Raw genomic sequence first — 18,272 nt, 5'->3', positions numbered from 1 at the left:
TAAAGCGGAGAAGCCCATTTTATTTTGTACAGAGCCGTCCGCGGCGCTGAAAGGATGATGAATTATGTTTATCGATATAGCTAAGATCAAGGTAAAAGCCGGTGACGGCGGCGACGGCGCCGTGGCTTTTCACCGTGAAAAATATGTGGCTTCCGGCGGCCCGGACGGCGGCGACGGCGGTCGCGGCGGCGACATCGTGTTCCGCGTGGACGATAACCTCTCCACGCTGGCGGATTTCCGCTACAAGCGCAAGTACACAGCAGAGCGCGGCGAAAACGGTCGCGGCAAGCGCTGCTTCGGCAAAAGCGCACAGCCGCTCGTCATTACCGTGCCGCGCGGCACACTGATCCGCAATGCGGAGACCGGCCGCATCATGGCGGACATGTCCACAGACGAAGACGTCGTTATCGCGAAGGGCGGCCGCGGTGGCTGGGGCAACACGCATTTTGCGTCGCCTACGCGCCAGACTCCGCGCTTTGCAAAGCCCGGCACACCCGGTGAAGCATTTGAGCTTCAGCTTGAACTCAAGCTGCTCGCCGATGTGGGCCTTGTAGGCTTCCCAAACGTAGGTAAATCTACGCTTGTTTCCGTTGTGAGCGAAGCAAAGCCGAACATTGCAAACTACCACTTTACGACCATCACCCCGGTGCTCGGCGTGGTGCATATGCCGAACGCGCCATCGTTTGTCATGGCAGATATTCCCGGCCTTATCGAGGGCGCATGGCAGGGTGTAGGCCTCGGTCATCAGTTTCTGCGCCATGTAGAGCGTTGCCGCATGCTCATTCACATTGTCGATGTTTCCGGCAGCGAGGGCAGAGACCCGAAGGAGGACTTCCGCATCATCAACGAGGAACTGCGCAAGTTCAACCCCGACCTCGCGAACCGTCCCATGCTGGTCGCCGGCAACAAATGCGACCTGACGACCGACGAGCAGGTAGAGGATTTCCGCAAGTTTGTCGAGGCGCAAGGCTATGAATTCTTTCCAATCATGGCGGCAATCCGCTATGATGTTGACCCACTTTTGAATAAAACTGCAGAAATGCTTTCCACGCTGCCGCCGGTCGCGCATTTCGAGCCGGAACCGGAGCCGGTAAAGCCTGTCGAAGAATTCAGCAGCAAGGCGAAGGTCGATATCCGCGTGGAGGACAACGTGTATTTTGTCGAGGCCGATTGGCTCTTGAAGCTCATCTCCGCCGTCGATTTCGATGATTACGAGTCGCTCCAGTACTTCCAGCGTGTGCTCATTCACACCGGCGTTATCGATGCGCTGCGTGAGGCGGGCATCCAGGAAGGCGACACAGTCAGCATGTATGACCTTGAATTTGATTTTGTAAACTAAGAGGGTGGCTATTTGGAAAAGTTCTATCAAACGGAATCGGATCCGAAGCAGTTAAGCCCCTTAACGCTCGCTTATGTGGGTGACGGCGTGTACGAGCTTTTCGTGCGCGAATATATCGTCTCCAAAGGCAACTGCCCCGTGAAAAAGCTGCACAGCCGCGCCGTTTCGTTCGTGCGTTGCGAGTTTCAGGCGAAGGTGCTTAGTGAAGTGCTGATGCCGCTTTTCACGGAAGAGGAAAAAGAAGTCTGCCTGCGCGGACGCAATGCGCACGTTTCGCACGTGCCGAAAAACTCCAGCGTTGCGGATTACCACGCAGCCACAGCATTTGAATGCGTTTTCGGCTATCTTTACCTTAAAGGCGAGCTGGAGCGCCTGCGTCTTTTCTTCGATAAGATCCTTGAATTTGCAGAAACGGAGGAAACCGCACATGCGTAAAAATAAAGTTGCAAAAAACGTGAAGGAATTCCTGCTTGACCTGATTTTCATGACGGCGGGTTCCGTTATTTACGCGGTCGGCCTGAACGGCTTTACCGCGCCGAACAACATCGCGCCGGGCGGCGTGAGCGGTATCGCCATCGTGCTGAACTATCTGTTCGGCACGCCCGTCGGCACCGTGATTTTGCTCATTAACGTGCCGATCATCATTTGGGCGATCATTGAGATCGGCTATAAGCTCGTCACCAAAACGATGTTGGCGGTCGTGTTAAACGCTGCCTGCATCGACATCGTGGCGCTGTTCATGCCGGTCTACCACGGTGACCCACTCATCATCACACTCATCGGCGGCGTGTGTGAGGGCGTAGGTCTTTCACTCGTCTTTATGCGCGGTGCCACGACCGGCGGCACGGACATGATCGCGCGTCTGCTCAATCATCGCCTGCGCCATCTTTCCATGGGCAAGCTGATGCTTGCCGTAGACGGCTGCGTCGTGCTGTTTTCCGCCATCGTATATAAGAGCATTGAAAGCGCCGTGTACGCGTGCATCGTCATTTTTGTATCGACAAAAATCATCGATACAATTCTGTACGGCACAGATGCGGGCAACGGCAAAATGTTCTTCATTATGTCCCGTAAAAACGATGTCATTGCCGACCGCATCATCAAGGAGATGGACCGCGGCCTGACGTTTCTCAAGTCCCGCAGCGGCTATTTGAAGCAGGACGGCGAGGTGCTCTTCTGCGCCGTGCGTCGCTTTGAGGTGTTCCGCATCAGCGAGATCATCCGCGAGGAAGACCCCGATGCGTTCGTCATCGTCGGCGATGCCGGTGAAATCGCCGGTGAGGGCTTCAAACCCGTGCGCTCCGACGACCGCACGCTCGGCGAGATTATCAAAGCTATTCGCAAGACGGGCGATAAGCCGGTCAGCGAGCCGAAAGAATAAATCCGCATAGAAAAAGCAGACAAGCGCATCGCCTGCCTGCTTTTTCCGGTTTTTTGTGTTACCGGCAGCTTTTTTCACTGCGGTTTTCCGTGCGATTTTCCGTGCCGTTATTCACGCGGTCGGTTGTCTGACGATCGCTCTTATTGCGGCTTTGTTTCTGGTTTTTGTTTGTGTAATTCTTGTTTTCGGAATTTGCCATGTGATTCACCCCTTCCGAAAGCTATTATGCGCACGGTACGCGCGTTTATGTACCGAATTTATGAAATTAGGAAAGGTGGGGCGGCCATGGAATTGCCCGCAGCTTTTGAAAAACGAATGCAGGATATGCTTGGGGCAGAATATACGGCGTTTCGGGCGTCTTACAATGAACCGCACAAACGCGGCATTCGTTTGAACACTGTAAAATGCACAAAAGAACAGCTTGAATGCGCACTGCCGTTTACACTGGTGCAAACGCCGTTTTCGCCGCTCTCGTTTTATGCGCCGACAGATACCAAAATGGCGGCGCTGCCGCTCTATCATGCAGGCGCGTTTTATTCACAGGAGCCGTCCGCGTCTTCGGCCGTCACGCTTTTGGCGCCGGAGCCGGGGGATAAGGTGCTCGACCTCTGCGCCGCACCGGGCGGTAAATCTACGCAGATTGCCGCGCTGACCGGCGACACCGGGCTTTTGTGGTCAAACGAAGTTGTACGCAATCGCGCCGCAATTTTATCCTCCAATTTGGAGCGCATGGGCGTGCGTAATACAGTCGTTTCCAGCGTATACCCGGAGATGCTCGCGGAAAAGCTCGGCGGGTATTTTGATAAAGTGCTCGTTGATGCGCCGTGCTCCGGCGAAGGCATGTTCCGCCGCGATCCTGTTGCCGTACAAGAATGGAGTCCTGAGCACGTGGAGACCTGCGCTGTACGTCAGCTCGCAATTTTATCCTCCGCCGCACAGTGCGTGCGCGAAGGCGGCATTTTGGTGTACTCTACCTGCACATTCTCCACGGAAGAAAATGAGGGCGTTGTGCAGAAATTTCTCGAAAGCCACCCGGAATTCGTGCTCGAAAAGCCGAATGTCACATTCGGTCGCCCGGCCTATGGCGTAGACGCTGTGCGCATTTTCCCGATGGACGGGGGTGAGGGGCACTTTGCCGCGCGCTTCCGCCGCGTTGCGCCATGTGAAGAATGCTTTGCGCCGTTTAGCTTTAAACCCGACCGAGAAACGCAGGCGCATGCCGAAGAATTGTACACATCTCTGTTTACCGATGCACCGGGCAGATTTCAGCGCGTGCGCGACCGTGTGATCTTATTGCCAAATGAGCTGCCGGACATTGCAGGACTTTCCGTTCTGCGCGCCGGTGTGGAATTCGGCGAGGCAAAAAAGAACCGCATCGAGCCCGCGCATGGCATTTTCATGGCAAGTCGTGCGGAAAACTGCCGCAGCGTGCTGCATCTCACATCGAACGATCCTGCTTTATTCGCGTTTTTGCGCGGCGAAGAAATCCCCGCAGAGGGGCTTTCCGGTTACACCGCCGTCGCCGCAGACGGTATTGTAACGGGCTTTGGCAAAGCATCGAACGGCGTTTTGAAGAATCGTTACCCAAAGGGGCTGCGCGCACACCTGTAAAGGTGCATTCGTTTATACAAAAAGAACAGAAAGCTTTGCAAAGCCAAACGGTTATTTGTGAAGCTTTTTTTGCAATTTAAACCTCGGTAACTTGCAAAAAAGGCAAATACGTGCTAAAATGTGTATAAGCAAACAGGAAAGAAGTGTTTTTTGATGCAGAAAATCCAGATTGAGCGTACCACTGCGCCTAAAGCGAAGCCGGCAGACGAAAGCAAGCTCGGTTTCGGTAAAATCTTTACAGATCACATGTATGTGATGGAATATAACCCGGAGCAGGGTTGGCACGATCCGAAGATCATGCCGTATCAGCCGATCGTCCTTGATCCGTCCGCTATGGTTTTCCACTACGGTCAGGAAATGTTTGAGGGCATGAAGGCTTATAAGTGCGCAGACGGCCGCATCCGTCTGTTCCGCCCGAACAAAAACATCGAGCGTGCAAACAACTCCAACAGAAGACTTTGCATCCCGGAGATCCCGGCCGATGATTTCCTCAATGCAATCAAGACGCTCGTCGCCGTTGACGCAGATTGGATTCCGAGCCGTCCCGGCACTTCTCTTTATATTCGTCCGTTCGTCATTGCAACGGATCCGTTCCTCGGCGTACGCCCGTCGAACACCTATAAATTCATTATCATTCTTTCCCCGGTCGGCGCTTACTATGAGAGCGGCCTCGACCCGGTAAAGATTTGGATCGAAGACGACTATGTACGTGCAGTCCGCGGCGGCATCGGCGAAGCAAAGACCGGCGGCAACTACGTTGCAAGCCTCGCGGCACAGGTAAAGGCACACGACGAAGGTTACTCTCAGGTTCTGTGGCTCGACGGTGTTGAGCGCAAGTACATCGAAGAAGTCGGTGCTATGAACATCTTCTTCAAAATCAACGGCACCGTTGTCACCCCGATGCTGAACGGCAGTATTTTGCCGGGCGTTACCCGCGCTTCCTGCATTGATCTCTGCAAGCACTGGGGTCTTCCGGTCGAAGAGAGAAGAATCTCCGTTGACGAGCTCGTTGAGGCGGCCCGTACCGGTGCACTCGAAGAGTGCTGGGGTAGCGGTACCGCAGCCGTTATCTCCCCGGTCGGCGCACTCCGTTACGAGAACGAAGTCATGCAGATCAAGGACGGCGGCATCGGCGAATTCAGCCAAAAGCTGTACGACACCGTCACCGGCATCCAGACCGGTAAGGTAGAAGATACCCTCGGTTGGACTGTGGAAGTCACACCGCTTGAGAAATAATTCGAATATTTGAACATTCAAAAGGCCGAGCCCGCGTGGTTCGGTCTTTTTGTATAAAAGAAGAGCTCTGCGACCGGCAAAAGCCAAATGCAGAGCTCAGTTTATATCCGAATCAGTTTTTCTGTATAATCCATGTTTGCAGGGCGGCGATGCTCTGTGCACAGGCTGTAAAGATTATCCGCGCGCACTTCCAACGCAAACACACGTCTGGCTTCCGGCGAAAGCTTCTTCACGTTCGCAGGTCGTGCGATGATTGGCAGCATCGGCTTCGCTTTGTGCAGAATCTCCGCACCGCGGCTTGTCATACCTAAAATGCGCAGGTACGGAGGCAAATTGGGCAGATCGTTCATGATGTTCAAATACGCGCTTAAAACAATACGCCGAATACGCGCGTGACTGTACCGCTTGGTTTTCACCGCATCAAACAGTCCTGTGCACGTTTCCGCCGTTTCGGCAGCCGCCAAAATGCGGTTTTCAATGCCCTCTGAAACATCCGGCACGCGGCGCAGGTCTTCGGGTGACATGGCAGAGACAGCCGCCAGTACCGCACGGTCGAGATACGAAAGGGAAGCGGGGTACTGCTTTTCCTTTTGCAGCGCACGAATACACACCGCCGTATTTTCCGGGACATACGAGGAAATCTCTTCACCCTCGGCGCTCTTGCTGCGGATCAGGCTCGCCGATGCAAACGCGCCGTGCGCTTTGTCGCTGTCGTGGTCAATCGCGATACGCTGCACAGTCTGCGGCGTGATATTAGAATTCAACGATAAGATTGCCTTGCAATACTCTATACCCAAAATGCAATTTGGCTTTGTGAGCAGCTCTGCGGTTTCTGCGCCGAGTGCCTTTTTCACAGCCTCCGTACGCGCCGCCGCAAACGAAACGCCTTTTGCAACCTCCGGGCGAATATCCGAATTAAACGCATCGGAGTGTAAGTATTCCGCGCAGTGCATGAGGGGAGCGGTATCACCGGTTTCGCTGCCAAACGTCAGTGTATCTACGCAACCGAGCGCATTTAATAACGAAATGCCTCCGAGTGCAAATTTTTCTGCGCCTGCCACAGCCCACGGCAAGGGCAGCTCCAGCACGAGTGCCGCGCCGTTTTGCAGTGCCAATCGTGTGCGCGACCACTTATCGAGCACAGCCGCCTCGCCGCGCTGCACAAAATTTCCGCTCATCACACAGACAATGTCGCTGCCGAACTCCTCCGAAATGCGGGAGAGCAGTGCCGCGTGGCCGTTATGCAGCGGATTAAACTCGCAAACAACGCCCGAAATCTTGTTTTTTCCAATCATTTTATAGGAAACTCCTTGAAATTTACATGATTTTGTATTATCATAAGTATAAAGCAATGAAGATCAATTTACAAGCCGCGTTTCCTTATTTATAATTTTGGAAGTGTCGTGCTTATTTTTTGTGCGTTTGCACAGATGATCCAATTCAAATTTAACCATGATTCAGGGGGAAGACGAAATGAAAATTCTGGTCATCAACGCCGGCAGCTCCTCACTTAAGTATCAGCTGATCGATATGGACAACGAGCAAATGCTTGCAAAGGGCAACTGCGAGAAGATTGGCCTTGAAATGGGCATTTTCGGCCACAAGACGGCAGACGGCAGAGAGAAGAAGATCGAAATCCGCATGGCGAACCACACCGAAGCGTTCGAGCAGGTCAAGAACGCACTTCTCGACAGTGAAGTCGGCGTCATTAAGGATCTGAGCGAAGTCGCTGCTATCGGCCACCGTATCGTTCAGGGCGGCGCGCTCTTCAGCGAGTCCGTTCTCGTTGACGAAAAGGTCATCGAGGGCATCGAAAGCCTCATCCCGCTTGCACCGCTGCACAACAGCGCACACGTACAGGGCATTCGTGCCTGCATGAGCGTTTTCGGCAAGGAAGTCCCGGAAGTTGTCGTGTTCGATACGGCTTTCCATTCCACCATGCCGCAGAAGGCTTACATGTTCGCTGTGCCGTATGAGTACTATGAGAAGTACAAGATCCGCCGCTATGGCTTCCACGGCACCTCCCACCGCTATGTCAGCCACCGCGTTGCAGAGCTCATGGGCAAGGACATCAAGGATCTGAAGCTTATCACCTGCCACATCGGCAACGGTTCCTCCATCACCGCCATCAAGAACGGCAAGGTCATCGACACCAGCATGGGTCTCACCCCGCTTGACGGCTTCATGATGGGTACCCGTACCGGCACGCTTGATCCGTCCGTTGTCACGTTCATCGCAGAGAAAGAGAACCTCACCCCGGCACAGCTTTCCGACCTCTTCAACAAGAAGTCCGGCCTGCTCGGTATCTCCGGCATCTCCAGCGATGACCGCGACATCTGCAAGGCAGAGGACGAGGGCGACGAGCGTGCACACCTCGCACATGAGATGCTCGTTTATCAGATTCAGAAGTTCATCGGCAGCTATGTCGCTGCGCTGAACGGCGTAGACGCAATCGTCTTCACCGCAGGTCTTGGCGAGAACCAGGATACCCTGCGCGAGCGTATCTGCACCAACATGGAATACCTCGGCATCAAGTTCGATCACGAAGCCAACAAGGGCGTTCGCGGCAAGGAGAAGAAAATTTCCGCGCCGGACAGCAAGGTCGCTGTTTACATCGTCCCGACCAACGAAGAACTTGTCATTGCACGCGATACGAAAGCCATCGTTGAAAAGCTGTAATTTCACTTGAAATTCGATACTGGATCCGTTTTTGCGGGTCCGGTATTTTTCATATTTAAGTATTTTAAGCGAAAATCGCGGGTTTATTTTCTGTTTTTGGCTTTTGAACCGCAAAAATAGTTGCAAATTTGTAACCATTGTGTTATGATTGTAACTGTATAAAACGATCTGTACCATATTCTGCCGCAACAGGACAGAAACCGGCTTTTGCTTCTACAGGTCGATGCCTTGATAAGGATAGGTGAAAACACATGCAATACAGAAAAAGAATGCTCCGAAAGAAGGGCACGGCTCTGTTGCTTTCCGCGCTGCTATTGGCTTCTGCGCTGCCGCTTGCGGCCTATGCGGAAGAAGTTTCCGCAAAAACAACCGAATACGTGAACTTCCGCTCCGGCCCCGGTACGAATTACAGCTCGCAGGGGATCATCGCTTCCGGCACGACCATCACGGTAACGGATACGAGCAATTCCGAGTGGTACGCCGTGCGTCTCTCGAACGGCTCTACAGGTTATATCTACGCCGAGTATATTTCCATGTCTACCAGCGGCAGCACAAGCAACGGGGAAGAACGCAGTGCCAAAACGACGGAATATGTGAATTTCCGCTCCGGACCGGGCACAAATTACAGTTCTAAAGGCGTTATTTCATTAGGCACCACCGTTACGGTCACCGACACGAGCAACGCCCAGTGGTACGCCGTGCGTCTTTCTAACGGCTCTACAGGCTATATTTTTGCCGAATACATCAGCTTCACGGGCAGCAATACGCCGTCTGCTACGGCGGCACCTACACAGGCGCCATCCAACGGTTCCGAGCAGACCGCAAAAACGACCGAATACGTAAACTTCCGTTCCGGCCCCGGTACGAATTACAGCTCTAAAGGCGTCATTGCATTGGGCACCACCGTTACGGTCACCGACACAAGCAATTCCGAGTGGTACGCCGTGCGCCTCTCGAACGGCTCTACGGGCTACATATTTGCGCAATATTTGAAGCTGAACAGTTCTTCCTCCGCGACGGCAACGCCCGCACCGAGCGGTTCCGAGCAGACCGCAAAAACGACCGAATACGTAAATTTCCGTTCCGGCCCCGGTACGAATTACAGTTCTAAAGGCGTCATTGCATTGGGCACCACCGTTACGGTCACCGACACGAGCAATTCCGAGTGGTACGCCGTGCGCCTCTCGAACGGCTCTACAGGCTACATATTTGCGCAATATTTGAAGCTGAACAGTTCTTCCTCCGCAACGGCAACGCCCGCACCGACACAGGCACCGAGCGGTTCCGAGCAAAGCGCGAAAACGACGGAATACGTAAACTTCCGTTCCGGTCCCGGCACGAATTACAGCTCTAAAGGCGTTATCGCTTCCGGCACAACCGTCACGGTCACAGATAGGAGCAACTCTCAGTGGTATGCCGTGCGCCTTGCAAACGGCTCCACGGGCTACATCTTTGCACAGTATTTGAAGGTCACCGGCACGTCGTCCGCAACGCCTACACCTACACCTACGCAGGCACCGTCCAATGATGGCACTGTGCAGGCTAAGCTCACCGCAGACGTAAACCTGCGCCGCGGTGCAGGTACGAATTACGGCGTCATCAAGGTCATCGGCACCGGCACCACCGTTACGGTCACGGACGCGTCGAACAGCCAGTGGTACAAGGTAAAGCTTTCGGACGGCACAGAGGGCTATCTGTTCTCCGAATATCTGAAAGTTACTTCCGGCAATATTGATTCTGCCAAGCCTTCCGCAACGCCCACGCCGACCCCGGCGCCGAGCAACGGAACCGTACAGGCCAAGACCACATCCGATTTAAATGTGCGCAAAGGCCCCGGCACAAGCTATGGCATCATCAAAGTTATCGATATGAACGTTACCGTTACCGTTACGGAAGCCACAAACAGCAGCTGGTACAAAGTGAAGCTTTCCGACGGCACAGAGGGCTACCTTGCCGCGCAGTACTTGAAGATCACCTCCGGCGATATTAACTCCGTAAAGCCCGGTAACAGTGGAGATGATAACACCAATAACGGCAACAACTCCAATACGCCTGCAACAGGCGAATACGTCCGCGTTACGGTCGGCCTCAACCTGCGTTCCGAGCCGAACACGAGCTGTAAAGTACTCACTGTTTTGAGCACCGGCACCGTGCTGAACGTGCTTGACCGCAAAACGAGCGGCTGGGTGCATGTGCGTACGACCGGCGGCGCAGAGGGCTATGTCTCGGCAGAATATGTCACAGCATATGACCCGTCTTCGTCCAGCGCATCGGTCTCCGTTTCTTCCGTCGATCTCGCACAGTATAAGACCATCTACATTCAGGCTTCTGCTTCCGGCTCTGTTACGTGGGAGAGCAGCGATGCTTCCGTTGCAACGGCAAAAGCCGGTGTTTCCGGTCAGCTCTTCATTTACGGCGCTGCGCCGGGCACAGCCAAGATCACCGCAAAGAGCGCAAACGGCACTGCACTTGCCACCGTTTCCGTCACGGTCTCCGCGCCGGAAGCTGTCCGCTTTGCGTACACAACACCGAATATTATCACAGCCGGTGCATCCTTCAATTTGAAGGCGGTTACGGATACGCAGAAATCCGCCGTGCGCTTTGAGATTGATGGCGTCGGCACCTACGATACCACGTCCTACGATTCCGAAAGTCAGGGCGACAACAACGTCCGTATTTTCTCTGCTTCGGCTACAATCAGTACACCTGGCACCTACACGGTGCGTGCGTATTCGTCTTCCGGCGGCGGTTATTCCTCCGATTACAGAGAGTTCACCATCCTCGTCGTCTCTACAACGGATTCCGATATGACAACAGGCGAGAGCCGCCGCGTAAGTGACAGTATGCTCGACAACATCGCCTCTTATGAAGGCTATGTCCCACAGGTTTCGCCGGACACGCTTGCCGGCAATATCCCGACCGTCGGCTACGGTTACGTTGTTTCCAAGAACACCACATTCTACAATAACCTGACCCGCTCGGAAGCAAAGGCCATGCTGGCCGATACCGTCAACCGCGGCTCTTACACCACAGAGATCAACCGTTTCATCTCGAGCAACGGCCTTTTGATGAGCCAGTGCCAGTTTGATGCGCTTGCAAGCTTCTCTTACAATGTCGGCGCAGGCTACTGGAACGGCTCCGGCAACTGCTACGTGCGTACAGTCATCATGAACGCCGTTGTTCCGCCGCAGGATCTGTCTTCTTCCAATCCGTACGGCGGTAAGGTGACGGCTTCCACACTGCCCATGTATCAGGACCACAGCGCTTCTTCCACGCAGATTACTACGCTTAAGATCAACACAAGTGTGAATATCCTCGATTATTACCGCGACTCAAGCACGAAGCAAAGCTGGTACAAGGTCTCTGCAAGCGGCAAGAGCGGTTGGGTGCGCGCAGGCGATGTTGCTTTCAACAGCACCTCCGGTCTCACGCATGACCTGAACTATGTGGACGCCTACACATTCGGCAGCAATCTGCTGGATTGGCATGTGGCAGGCGGCAACTGCTACATCGGCCTGTATTACAGACGCCTTGCAGAAGCTAAGGTATTCTCCTACGGCAACTACGCCGAGGCCTCGCCCTCTAACGGCAACTATAAGAAGAATACATACGGCTACAAAGTCCCGAGCTGTCTGTAAAGTTAAATTACTTTTCATAGTCCTAAAATTAAGCTGTGCATTCTAATGGAGTGCACAGCTTTTCTTTATATGCTCGGCAATGTGTAAAGTTTTATCACTTTACGTGTTGTTTATAAAACGGCAAGCCGACTGCTTTCACTCAGTCGGCTTGCTTTTATATTATGCGATCGACCGATCAGCAGCCACAGCCGCCGCAGCCGTTGTTGCAGCCACCACAGTTGTTGCAGCCGCAATCGTTACCGCAGCCACAGCCGCCGCAGCACAAGAGGATCAATATGATAATGATGATCCAAGAGCAACCTCCGCCAAAACCGTTACACATGATTGAACGCCTCCTTTCGTTTACAGTACAGAATATGAAAGTGGGGGAAATGTGTGATGGTCAAAGCAAAACTTCAAAAACTTTTTAAATTCATGCGTTTCAGTTAGTATTATTGAGAAATAATTTGAAATAGATAGATAATTTAATGTAATTCCTGAAAATCGTCTAAAATCACGCTTGACAATATATCCGTTTTGCTTATAATTAAAGTCAAAGAAAGTCAAAGACAAAGAAAGGATAAGAGGCGATCAGAAATGCGAATCAGCGACAGCGTTGCGAATTACATCTTACAAATGCTCAATGATGAAAACGGCATCGCGGAGATCCAGCGTAATGAGCTTGCAAACACGCTGGGCTGCGTACCGAGCCAAATCAACTACGTCATCACGTCCCGTTTCACACCGGAGCAGGGATATATCGTAGAGAGCAGGCGAGGCGGCGGCGGTTACATTCGCATCATTCGCCGGAGCATGACAAAATCCGATTTAATCATGCACATTGTCAATTCCATCGGGTCTAAGCTGGACGCAGCTTCTATGCGCGCCATGCTGCGGAATCTTGTGGAAACGGGCGTTGCGTCCGAATCCGACGCTCACCTGATGATGGCAGGGCTTTCGGATTCGGCACTTGCACCGGCGCCAAAAGAAATTCGAGATCAACTGCGGGCATCGGTCTTCAAAAACATGTTGCTCGTACTAAATGTATAAAAAGCCATTTTGAAAGGACGGGATGACTTATGATGTGTCAGAACTGCGGAAAGAATCCGGCAACGACCCACATTAAAACCATCGTCAACGGCAAGTTGGCGGAATATGACCTTTGCTCGGAATGTGCAAGGGCAAAAGGCTACAAGAGCTTTTTTAACTTTGATGATATGGACTTTGATTTTAACAATCTGCTCGGCAGCTTCATCGGTGCGCCGACCGGGCGCAGTAATGCGATACGCTGCCCGAAATGCGGTGCTTCCTTTGAGGAGATTGCAGAAAGCGGCAAGATCGGTTGCGCAGAGTGTTACAATGTGTTCCGTGACCGCCTGATGCCGACTATCCACCGCATCCACGGTGCAGCAAAGCACAAGGGCAAAGTACCCGGAAGCAATGCGCTGCGCATTGTGGAACCGGCAGGTAAGATTGCCGTTGTGGAAGAACCCACGCCGATTGAAAAGAAACGTGCGGAACTGAAAGAAGCAATCGAAAAGCAGGACTTCGAGCATGCAGCTGAGCTGCGTGACGAAATCAAAGAAATGGAGAAAGGAGATGGGAACCATGCTTAACGAAGAAAAGAAATGGTATGAAAAAGCAGGTAAAGAAAGTGACGTTGTCATCAGCACGCGTGTGCGTCTGGCGAGAAACCTTGCAGATATGCCGTTCCCAAACCGCATGACGCCTGACCAGAAAGCAGCCGTAGAGCGCCGCGTACGCGATGCGATCCTCAGCGGCAACAGCGCCATCGCATCGGATTTCGACTTCGTGCAGATGGATGACCTCAGCAACGAGCAGGCGGTGTCACTTGTGGAACGCCACATCGTCAGCCCGGAGTTCATCGCAAACGCAAAGGGACGCGGATTTCTCATCTCAAAGGACGAGCGCATCTCTATTATGGTGAACGAAGAAGACCACGTGCGTATTCAAGTGCTGCATGAGGGCCTTGCGCTCAGCGAAGCTGCCGAAATGGCAGACCGCATCGATACGCTTTTAAACGAATCGCTGCGTTTTGCGTTTGATTCCGAGCTCGGCTACCTCACCCAGTGCCCGACGAACCTCGGCACCGGCATGCGGGCCTCTGTGATGCTGCACCTGCCGGCGCTCACCGAAAACGGCGCAATGTCCAGAATCTCCACGAATCTTTCGAAGCTCGGCCTTGTGATCCGCGGTACATACGGAGAAGGCAGCAATGTCATCGGCGCCATGTATCAGCTTTCAAACCAGATTACACTGGGTCTCAGCGAAAAAGAGGCTGTGGAAAACTTGCAGAACATTACGATGCAGCTCATTTCCGAAGAGCGCAAAACGCGTGCTTCGCTCAGCAAGAACATCAATGTGCAGGACAAAGTGGGCCGCTCCGCCGGCGTGCTGAAAAACGCACGGCTGCTTTCCTGCGATGAGTATATGAAACTTATCTCCAATGTGCGTTTCGGCATTGCAGAAAAGCTTTTAAGCGGTATAACGCTTGAAGATATTCACACACTGACCGTAGCGGTACAGCCGGCCACCATGGCAGCCGCACACGGCAGCAACCTTTCGGCGGGGCAAAGAGACATTCTCCGCGCAGACGAGGTGCGCAAAGCCCTCAAAGCGCTTCAATAATAGAAAATCAGTAAAGAGAACTGCGATACGGCAGTGATCGAAAGGACGGATTTATATGTATAGATTCACAGGTTTTACAGAGAAAGCAAACAATGCCATGAACCGCGCCATCGAAAAGGCGGAGGAACTTGGCCACAATTACATCGGCAGTGAGCACGTGCTCTACGGCTTGATTGCAGAGGGCAGCGGCGTTGCGTTCAACGTGCTGAATAAGCTCGGCATCACGGCAGACGATTACGAACGCCTGATGCAGGAGAAGATTGGCACTTCTTCGCCGACGAACCTCACCACCGCATATTTCACCCCGCGTACAAAGCGCATTTTGCAGATGGCAAAGCTCGCGGCCTCCAAGCTCGGCAGTAACTATGTCGGCACGGAGCACCTGCTCATCGCCATCATTGAAGACGGTGAAAGCTTTGCGGTGCGTTTCCTGCAAATGCTCGGCGTTGACCCGCAGAGCGTTGCAAATGTGTTGTCCTCGGCGCTTTCCGACGGTTATACCGTCGATAAAGCTTCCGGCAATGCGTACCCGAAGGACGAAAACGGCGAAAAGGAAGGCGGCAGTGCACTTGAAAAGTTTGGCCGCGACCTGACAAAGCTCGCAGCCGAAGGCAAGATTGACCCGGTCATCGGCCGTCATAACGAGATTGAACGTGTCATTCAGATCTTGTCTCGTCGTACGAAGAATAATCCGGTGCTCATCGGTGAACCGGGCGTCGGCAAGACCGCCGTTGCGGAAGGCTTGGCGCTGAAGATTCATGAAGGCGAGGTGCCGGAGCTGCTGAAAGGCAAGCGTCTGGTGGCTCTTGATCTTACCGGTATGGTCGCAGGCTCTAAGTACCGTGGCGATTTTGAAGAGCGTATCAAGTCCGCCATCGACGAAGTGAAGAAGGACGGCAACGTCATTTTGTTCATCGATGAGCTGCACACCATCATTGGTGCAGGCTCCGCAGAGGGCTCTGCCGATGCCGCCAATATCTTAAAGCCGGCTCTGGCGCGCGGTGACTTCCAGGTCATCGGTGCGACGACCATCAACGAGTACAGAAAGTACATTGAAAAAGACGCCGCATTGGAGCGTCGTTTCCAGCCGGTACATGTCGGTGAGCCGACCGAAGAAGAAGCGGTGCAAATCCTTGAAGGTCTGAAAGATCGCTACGAGGCGCACCATAAAGTACAGATTACCGATGAAGCCATTGAGAGCGCCGTTAAGCTCTCCTCGCGCTACATTGCAGACCGTTACCTGCCGGATAAGGCCATCGACCTCGTCGATGAAGCGGCGTCCCGTGTGCGCCTCAGAACATTCACTGCGCCGGAAGACCTGCAGGAGATGGAAAAGCGCATCAAGGAAGTCGAGATTGATAAGGCAGCTGCCGTCAACGAGCAGGACTTCGAGCGCGCGGCCGAGTTGCGTGACAAGCAGAAAGACCTTACAGATGAGCTGGAGCAGAAGAAGAACGAATGGGCTGCAAAGAATGAGCGCAGCAACAGCGTCGTGAAGGCAGAAGACATCGCCGAGATCGTCGCCATGTGGACCGGCATCCCAGTCGTACAGCTGACGCAGGAAGAAAGCGAGCGCCTGCTGCATCTTGAAGATACGCTGCACAAGCGTGTCATCGGTCAGGACGAAGCCGTCACGGCCATTGCAAAGGCCATCCGCCGCGGCAGAGTCGGCCTGAAAGATAAGAATCACCCCATCGGCTCGTTCATTTTCCTCGGCCCGACCGGCGTAGGCAAGACCGAGCTGTGCAAGGCGCTTGCGGAGGCCATGTTCGGTGACGAAAAGGCCATGATCCGTCTCGATATGTCGGAGTACATGGAGAAGCACACGGTGTCTCGTCTCGTCGGTTCGCCTCCGGGATATGTAGGCTTTGATGAGGGCGGTCAGCTGACCGAGGCAGTGCGCCGCAAGCCGTATTCCGTTGTGCTGTTTGATGAGATCGAAAAGGCACACCCGGATGTCTTTAACATGCTGCTGCAAATTCTCGATGACGGTCGTCTGACGGATTCGCAGGGCAAGGTGGTCAGCTTCAAGAACACCATCATCATCATGACCTCCAACATCGGCGCGCGTCTCATTACAGAGAAGCAGCAAGAGCGTCTCGGCTTTGCCACCGCAGATAACAAGTCGACGGAAGAAGACAGCGCAGTCGCCGATTTCGAGCGCACAAAAGAGCTCGTCATGGGTGAGCTGAAGAAGGTGTTCCGTCCGGAATTCATCAACCGTGTCGATGACATTATTGTGTTCCGTAAGCTCCTGCACGACGACATTCAGAAAATCGCCGGCAAAATGCTCGAGGGTCTTAAGGGTCAGCTGCGCGACATGGACATCGCGGTCGAGTTCACCCCGGCTGCTGTGGAAGCTGTTGCAAACGCCGGTTTTGACCCGGTTTACGGTGCAAGACCGCTGCGCAGAGCGATCCGCAGCAAGATGGAAGACCCGATTTCCGAAGAGATGCTCGAGGGCAACATGAAAGCGGGCGGATCGTATGTCTGCGACTTCAAAAACGGTAAGTACGTCATTGAAGACAAGACAAAGAAGAGCGGCGACGAAAAGTCGAGCGAAAGCGAAGCAAAGTAATCACACCCGTTAAGGCAAGTGTCCTTTAAAGGCACATAGAAAGGCGGTCTGCCGGGTAGAAAAATATCCGTGCAGACCGCCTTTTGCTGTCCTAAATCACGCAAACACCGTCTCAATGTGCTTTGCGCACTCGGGCGGAGAATACATGAACTTATCAATATGGTCGCCCTGAAAGAAATATACAGGCGGCTCGGGTTTATAGGTGTAATCAAAGCATTCCACAAGCACGAGCTTCACCTTCATGCGGTTCGGCAGAATACTTTTGATGAACACGCTGGCCTGCTGTCCGGCATGGACGTTTTCTTTCAGCTCGGCAAGTCCTGCAAGGTTTGGGGTCAGCTCCACAAAAACGCCATAGCTTTCCACGCTGCGCACGATACCTGCGACCGTTTCGCCGACACGAAAGCGCTCCGCGTTTTCCGTCCACGTGCCGAGCAGCTCGCGGTGGCTGAGCGTGATGCGGTTCTCGTCCTTCATGCGCACCACGGCGCGAATATCCATGCCGACCGTGAACCGCTCCTTCGGGTGGTCGATGCGCGAAACAGAAATGGCATCGATGGGCAGTAGGGAAACAATACCGCAGCCGATATCCGCAAACGCACCGAACGGCTCCAAATGCGTGATACGCACCGGGATCACATCGCCGCAGGTAAGCCCTGCTATGTACTCTGCCATGCAGCGCTCCTGTGCTTTTCGACGCGACAACACCGCTGTGATCCTGCCGAACGCATCACGAATAAAATCCGTGATGATAAAGCACACGGGCTTATTCACACGTGAAATGATGGCGATGTCCCGCACGGTGCCCTCGCGTATGCCGAGCGCGCCTTCTTCACGCGGGATAATGCCCCGCATACATTTGAGATCTACAATGAGGTTGTGCTCGTTGTCGCAGATGATACTGCGCGCCTCTAAGATCTTTCCGTCGCGCATTGCGTCGGAGAGGGCGGCAGGCGTCTGCATACTGGCTTTGTTTTCCGCTTTGTCGATCAAATGACCTTCCGGGTAAAATTTCATGTACTTCACTCCTTTTTAAGGCCGTGCCGCGCAAAAACGCTTTCGGCTGCGCCTTAACTACGCCGAAGTATATGAACCTAAACTTTCATTTATGCGTTTCTGAACTTTTCATGAAGATAAACAAAAGGGCTTGCATGTTTTTACCGTGTATATTAAAATAGATAT

General features: G+C 53.4%; 15 protein-coding genes. 11 read left to right on the top strand and 4 right to left on the bottom strand.

The features are described 5' to 3' along the window. Positions 1-64: 64 nt before the first annotated feature. From obgE to R2K26_RS04705, 3 genes are read left to right on the top strand one after another with little or no spacing between them, the layout of a single operon-like run. Complete coding sequence (gene obgE, locus R2K26_RS04715) at positions 65-1,339, top strand: GTPase ObgE (protein ID WP_316519006.1); 1,275 nt, start codon at positions 65-67, stop codon at positions 1,337-1,339. 12 nt (positions 1,340-1,351) lie between these two features. Further along, complete coding sequence (locus tag R2K26_RS04710) at positions 1,352-1,774, top strand: ribonuclease III domain-containing protein (RefSeq protein ID WP_308448395.1); 423 nt, start codon at positions 1,352-1,354, stop codon at positions 1,772-1,774. Continuing rightward, the gene (locus tag R2K26_RS04705) at positions 1,767-2,720 is read left to right on the top strand and encodes a YitT family protein (protein WP_316519005.1); all 954 of its coding nucleotides are present in this window, start codon (positions 1,767-1,769) and stop codon (positions 2,718-2,720) included. Before R2K26_RS04710 ends, R2K26_RS04705 begins: the two co-directional genes overlap by 8 nt. A gap of 58 nt (positions 2,721-2,778) precedes the next feature. On the opposite strand, the gene R2K26_RS04700 is transcribed toward R2K26_RS04705, so the two are convergent. Then, entirely contained in the window at positions 2,779-2,919 is a 141-nt protein-coding gene (locus R2K26_RS04700) for a hypothetical protein (RefSeq protein ID WP_176820708.1), read from the bottom strand. An 86-nt stretch (positions 2,920-3,005) separates the two neighbouring features. On the opposite strand from R2K26_RS04700, the gene R2K26_RS04695 reads away from it, so the two are divergent. Then, positions 3,006-4,331: an RsmB/NOP family class I SAM-dependent RNA methyltransferase gene (locus R2K26_RS04695; protein ID WP_316519004.1), complete on the top strand. Its 1,326-nt coding sequence runs from the start codon at positions 3,006-3,008 to the stop codon at positions 4,329-4,331. 153 nt (positions 4,332-4,484) lie between these two features. Then, complete coding sequence (locus tag R2K26_RS04690) at positions 4,485-5,567, top strand: branched-chain amino acid aminotransferase (RefSeq protein ID WP_308448495.1); 1,083 nt, start codon at positions 4,485-4,487, stop codon at positions 5,565-5,567. Between the two features lie 101 nt (positions 5,568-5,668). On the opposite strand, the gene R2K26_RS04685 is transcribed toward R2K26_RS04690, so the two are convergent. Beyond that, positions 5,669-6,862, bottom strand: a complete 1,194-nt coding sequence (locus tag R2K26_RS04685; RefSeq protein ID WP_316519003.1) for a nucleotidyltransferase family protein — start codon at positions 6,860-6,862, stop codon at positions 5,669-5,671. 178 nt (positions 6,863-7,040) lie between these two features. Between R2K26_RS04685 and R2K26_RS04680 the strand changes: the two genes are divergently transcribed. Together R2K26_RS04680 and R2K26_RS04675 are read left to right on the top strand one after the other, a co-directional pair. Further along, on the top strand, positions 7,041-8,246 hold the full coding sequence (locus tag R2K26_RS04680; RefSeq protein ID WP_176820555.1) for an acetate/propionate family kinase: 1,206 nt from the start codon (positions 7,041-7,043) through the stop codon (positions 8,244-8,246). Between the two features lie 251 nt (positions 8,247-8,497). Next, the gene (locus tag R2K26_RS04675; protein WP_316519002.1) at positions 8,498-11,884 is read left to right on the top strand and encodes an SH3 domain-containing protein; all 3,387 of its coding nucleotides are present in this window, start codon (positions 8,498-8,500) and stop codon (positions 11,882-11,884) included. A gap of 175 nt (positions 11,885-12,059) precedes the next feature. On the opposite strand, the gene R2K26_RS04670 is transcribed toward R2K26_RS04675, so the two are convergent. Further along, positions 12,060-12,206 carry a hypothetical protein gene (locus tag R2K26_RS04670; RefSeq protein WP_308448388.1) on the bottom strand — a complete coding sequence of 49 codons (147 nt, stop codon included), beginning with the start codon at positions 12,204-12,206 and terminating at the stop codon, positions 12,060-12,062. Between the two features lie 254 nt (positions 12,207-12,460). Between R2K26_RS04670 and R2K26_RS04665 the strand changes: the two genes are divergently transcribed. The 4 genes from R2K26_RS04665 to R2K26_RS04650 are packed head-to-tail and all read left to right on the top strand — an operon-like array spanning position 12,461 to position 17,090. Continuing rightward, the gene (locus tag R2K26_RS04665; RefSeq protein ID WP_316519000.1) at positions 12,461-12,913 is read left to right on the top strand and encodes a CtsR family transcriptional regulator; all 453 of its coding nucleotides are present in this window, start codon (positions 12,461-12,463) and stop codon (positions 12,911-12,913) included. A gap of 29 nt (positions 12,914-12,942) precedes the next feature. Then, complete coding sequence (locus R2K26_RS04660) at positions 12,943-13,479, top strand: UvrB/UvrC motif-containing protein (protein WP_316518999.1); 537 nt, start codon at positions 12,943-12,945, stop codon at positions 13,477-13,479. Continuing rightward, entirely contained in the window at positions 13,472-14,512 is a 1,041-nt protein-coding gene (locus R2K26_RS04655; protein ID WP_176819978.1) for a protein arginine kinase, read from the top strand. The genes R2K26_RS04660 and R2K26_RS04655 overlap by 8 nt, the downstream gene beginning before the upstream one ends. A 55-nt stretch (positions 14,513-14,567) precedes the next feature. After that, entirely contained in the window at positions 14,568-17,090 is a 2,523-nt protein-coding gene (locus R2K26_RS04650) for an ATP-dependent Clp protease ATP-binding subunit (protein ID WP_316518998.1), read from the top strand. A 96-nt stretch (positions 17,091-17,186) separates the two neighbouring features. On the opposite strand, the gene R2K26_RS04645 is transcribed toward R2K26_RS04650, so the two are convergent. Then, positions 17,187-18,107 carry a S1 RNA-binding domain-containing protein gene (locus R2K26_RS04645; RefSeq protein ID WP_316518997.1) on the bottom strand — a complete coding sequence of 307 codons (921 nt, stop codon included), beginning with the start codon at positions 18,105-18,107 and terminating at the stop codon, positions 17,187-17,189. Between the last annotated feature and the right edge of the window lie 165 nt (positions 18,108-18,272).

Origin of the sequence: Neglectibacter sp. CSJ-5, from assembly GCF_032490475.1 — a bacterium.
In the GTDB taxonomy this organism is placed as follows: Bacteria; Bacillota; Clostridia; order Oscillospirales; family Acutalibacteraceae; genus Hominenteromicrobium; species Hominenteromicrobium mulieris.
This window is presented reverse-complemented; position numbering and strand designations above follow the sequence as displayed.

Excerpts from the sequence above, each read along its gene's own strand:
- obgE (WP_316519006.1), top strand. The coding sequence starts at position 65 with ATGTTTATCGATATAGCTAAGATCAAGGTAAAAGCCGGTGACGGCGGC.
- R2K26_RS04705 (WP_316519005.1), top strand. The coding sequence starts at position 1,767 with ATGCGTAAAAATAAAGTTGCAAAAAACGTGAAGGAATTCCTGCTTGAC.
- R2K26_RS04700 (WP_176820708.1), bottom strand. The coding sequence starts at position 2,919 with ATGGCAAATTCCGAAAACAAGAATTACACAAACAAAAACCAGAAACAA.
- R2K26_RS04695 (WP_316519004.1), top strand. The coding sequence starts at position 3,006 with ATGGAATTGCCCGCAGCTTTTGAAAAACGAATGCAGGATATGCTTGGG.
- R2K26_RS04690 (WP_308448495.1), top strand. The coding sequence starts at position 4,485 with ATGCAGAAAATCCAGATTGAGCGTACCACTGCGCCTAAAGCGAAGCCG.
- R2K26_RS04685 (WP_316519003.1), bottom strand. The coding sequence starts at position 6,862 with ATGATTGGAAAAAACAAGATTTCGGGCGTTGTTTGCGAGTTTAATCCG.
- R2K26_RS04680 (WP_176820555.1), top strand. The coding sequence starts at position 7,041 with ATGAAAATTCTGGTCATCAACGCCGGCAGCTCCTCACTTAAGTATCAG.
- R2K26_RS04675 (WP_316519002.1), top strand. The coding sequence starts at position 8,498 with ATGCAATACAGAAAAAGAATGCTCCGAAAGAAGGGCACGGCTCTGTTG.
- R2K26_RS04670 (WP_308448388.1), bottom strand. The coding sequence starts at position 12,206 with ATGTGTAACGGTTTTGGCGGAGGTTGCTCTTGGATCATCATTATCATA.
- R2K26_RS04665 (WP_316519000.1), top strand. The coding sequence starts at position 12,461 with ATGCGAATCAGCGACAGCGTTGCGAATTACATCTTACAAATGCTCAAT.
- R2K26_RS04660 (WP_316518999.1), top strand. The coding sequence starts at position 12,943 with ATGATGTGTCAGAACTGCGGAAAGAATCCGGCAACGACCCACATTAAA.
- R2K26_RS04655 (WP_176819978.1), top strand. The coding sequence starts at position 13,472 with ATGCTTAACGAAGAAAAGAAATGGTATGAAAAAGCAGGTAAAGAAAGT.
- R2K26_RS04650 (WP_316518998.1), top strand. The coding sequence starts at position 14,568 with ATGTATAGATTCACAGGTTTTACAGAGAAAGCAAACAATGCCATGAAC.
- R2K26_RS04645 (WP_316518997.1), bottom strand. The coding sequence starts at position 18,107 with ATGAAATTTTACCCGGAAGGTCATTTGATCGACAAAGCGGAAAACAAA.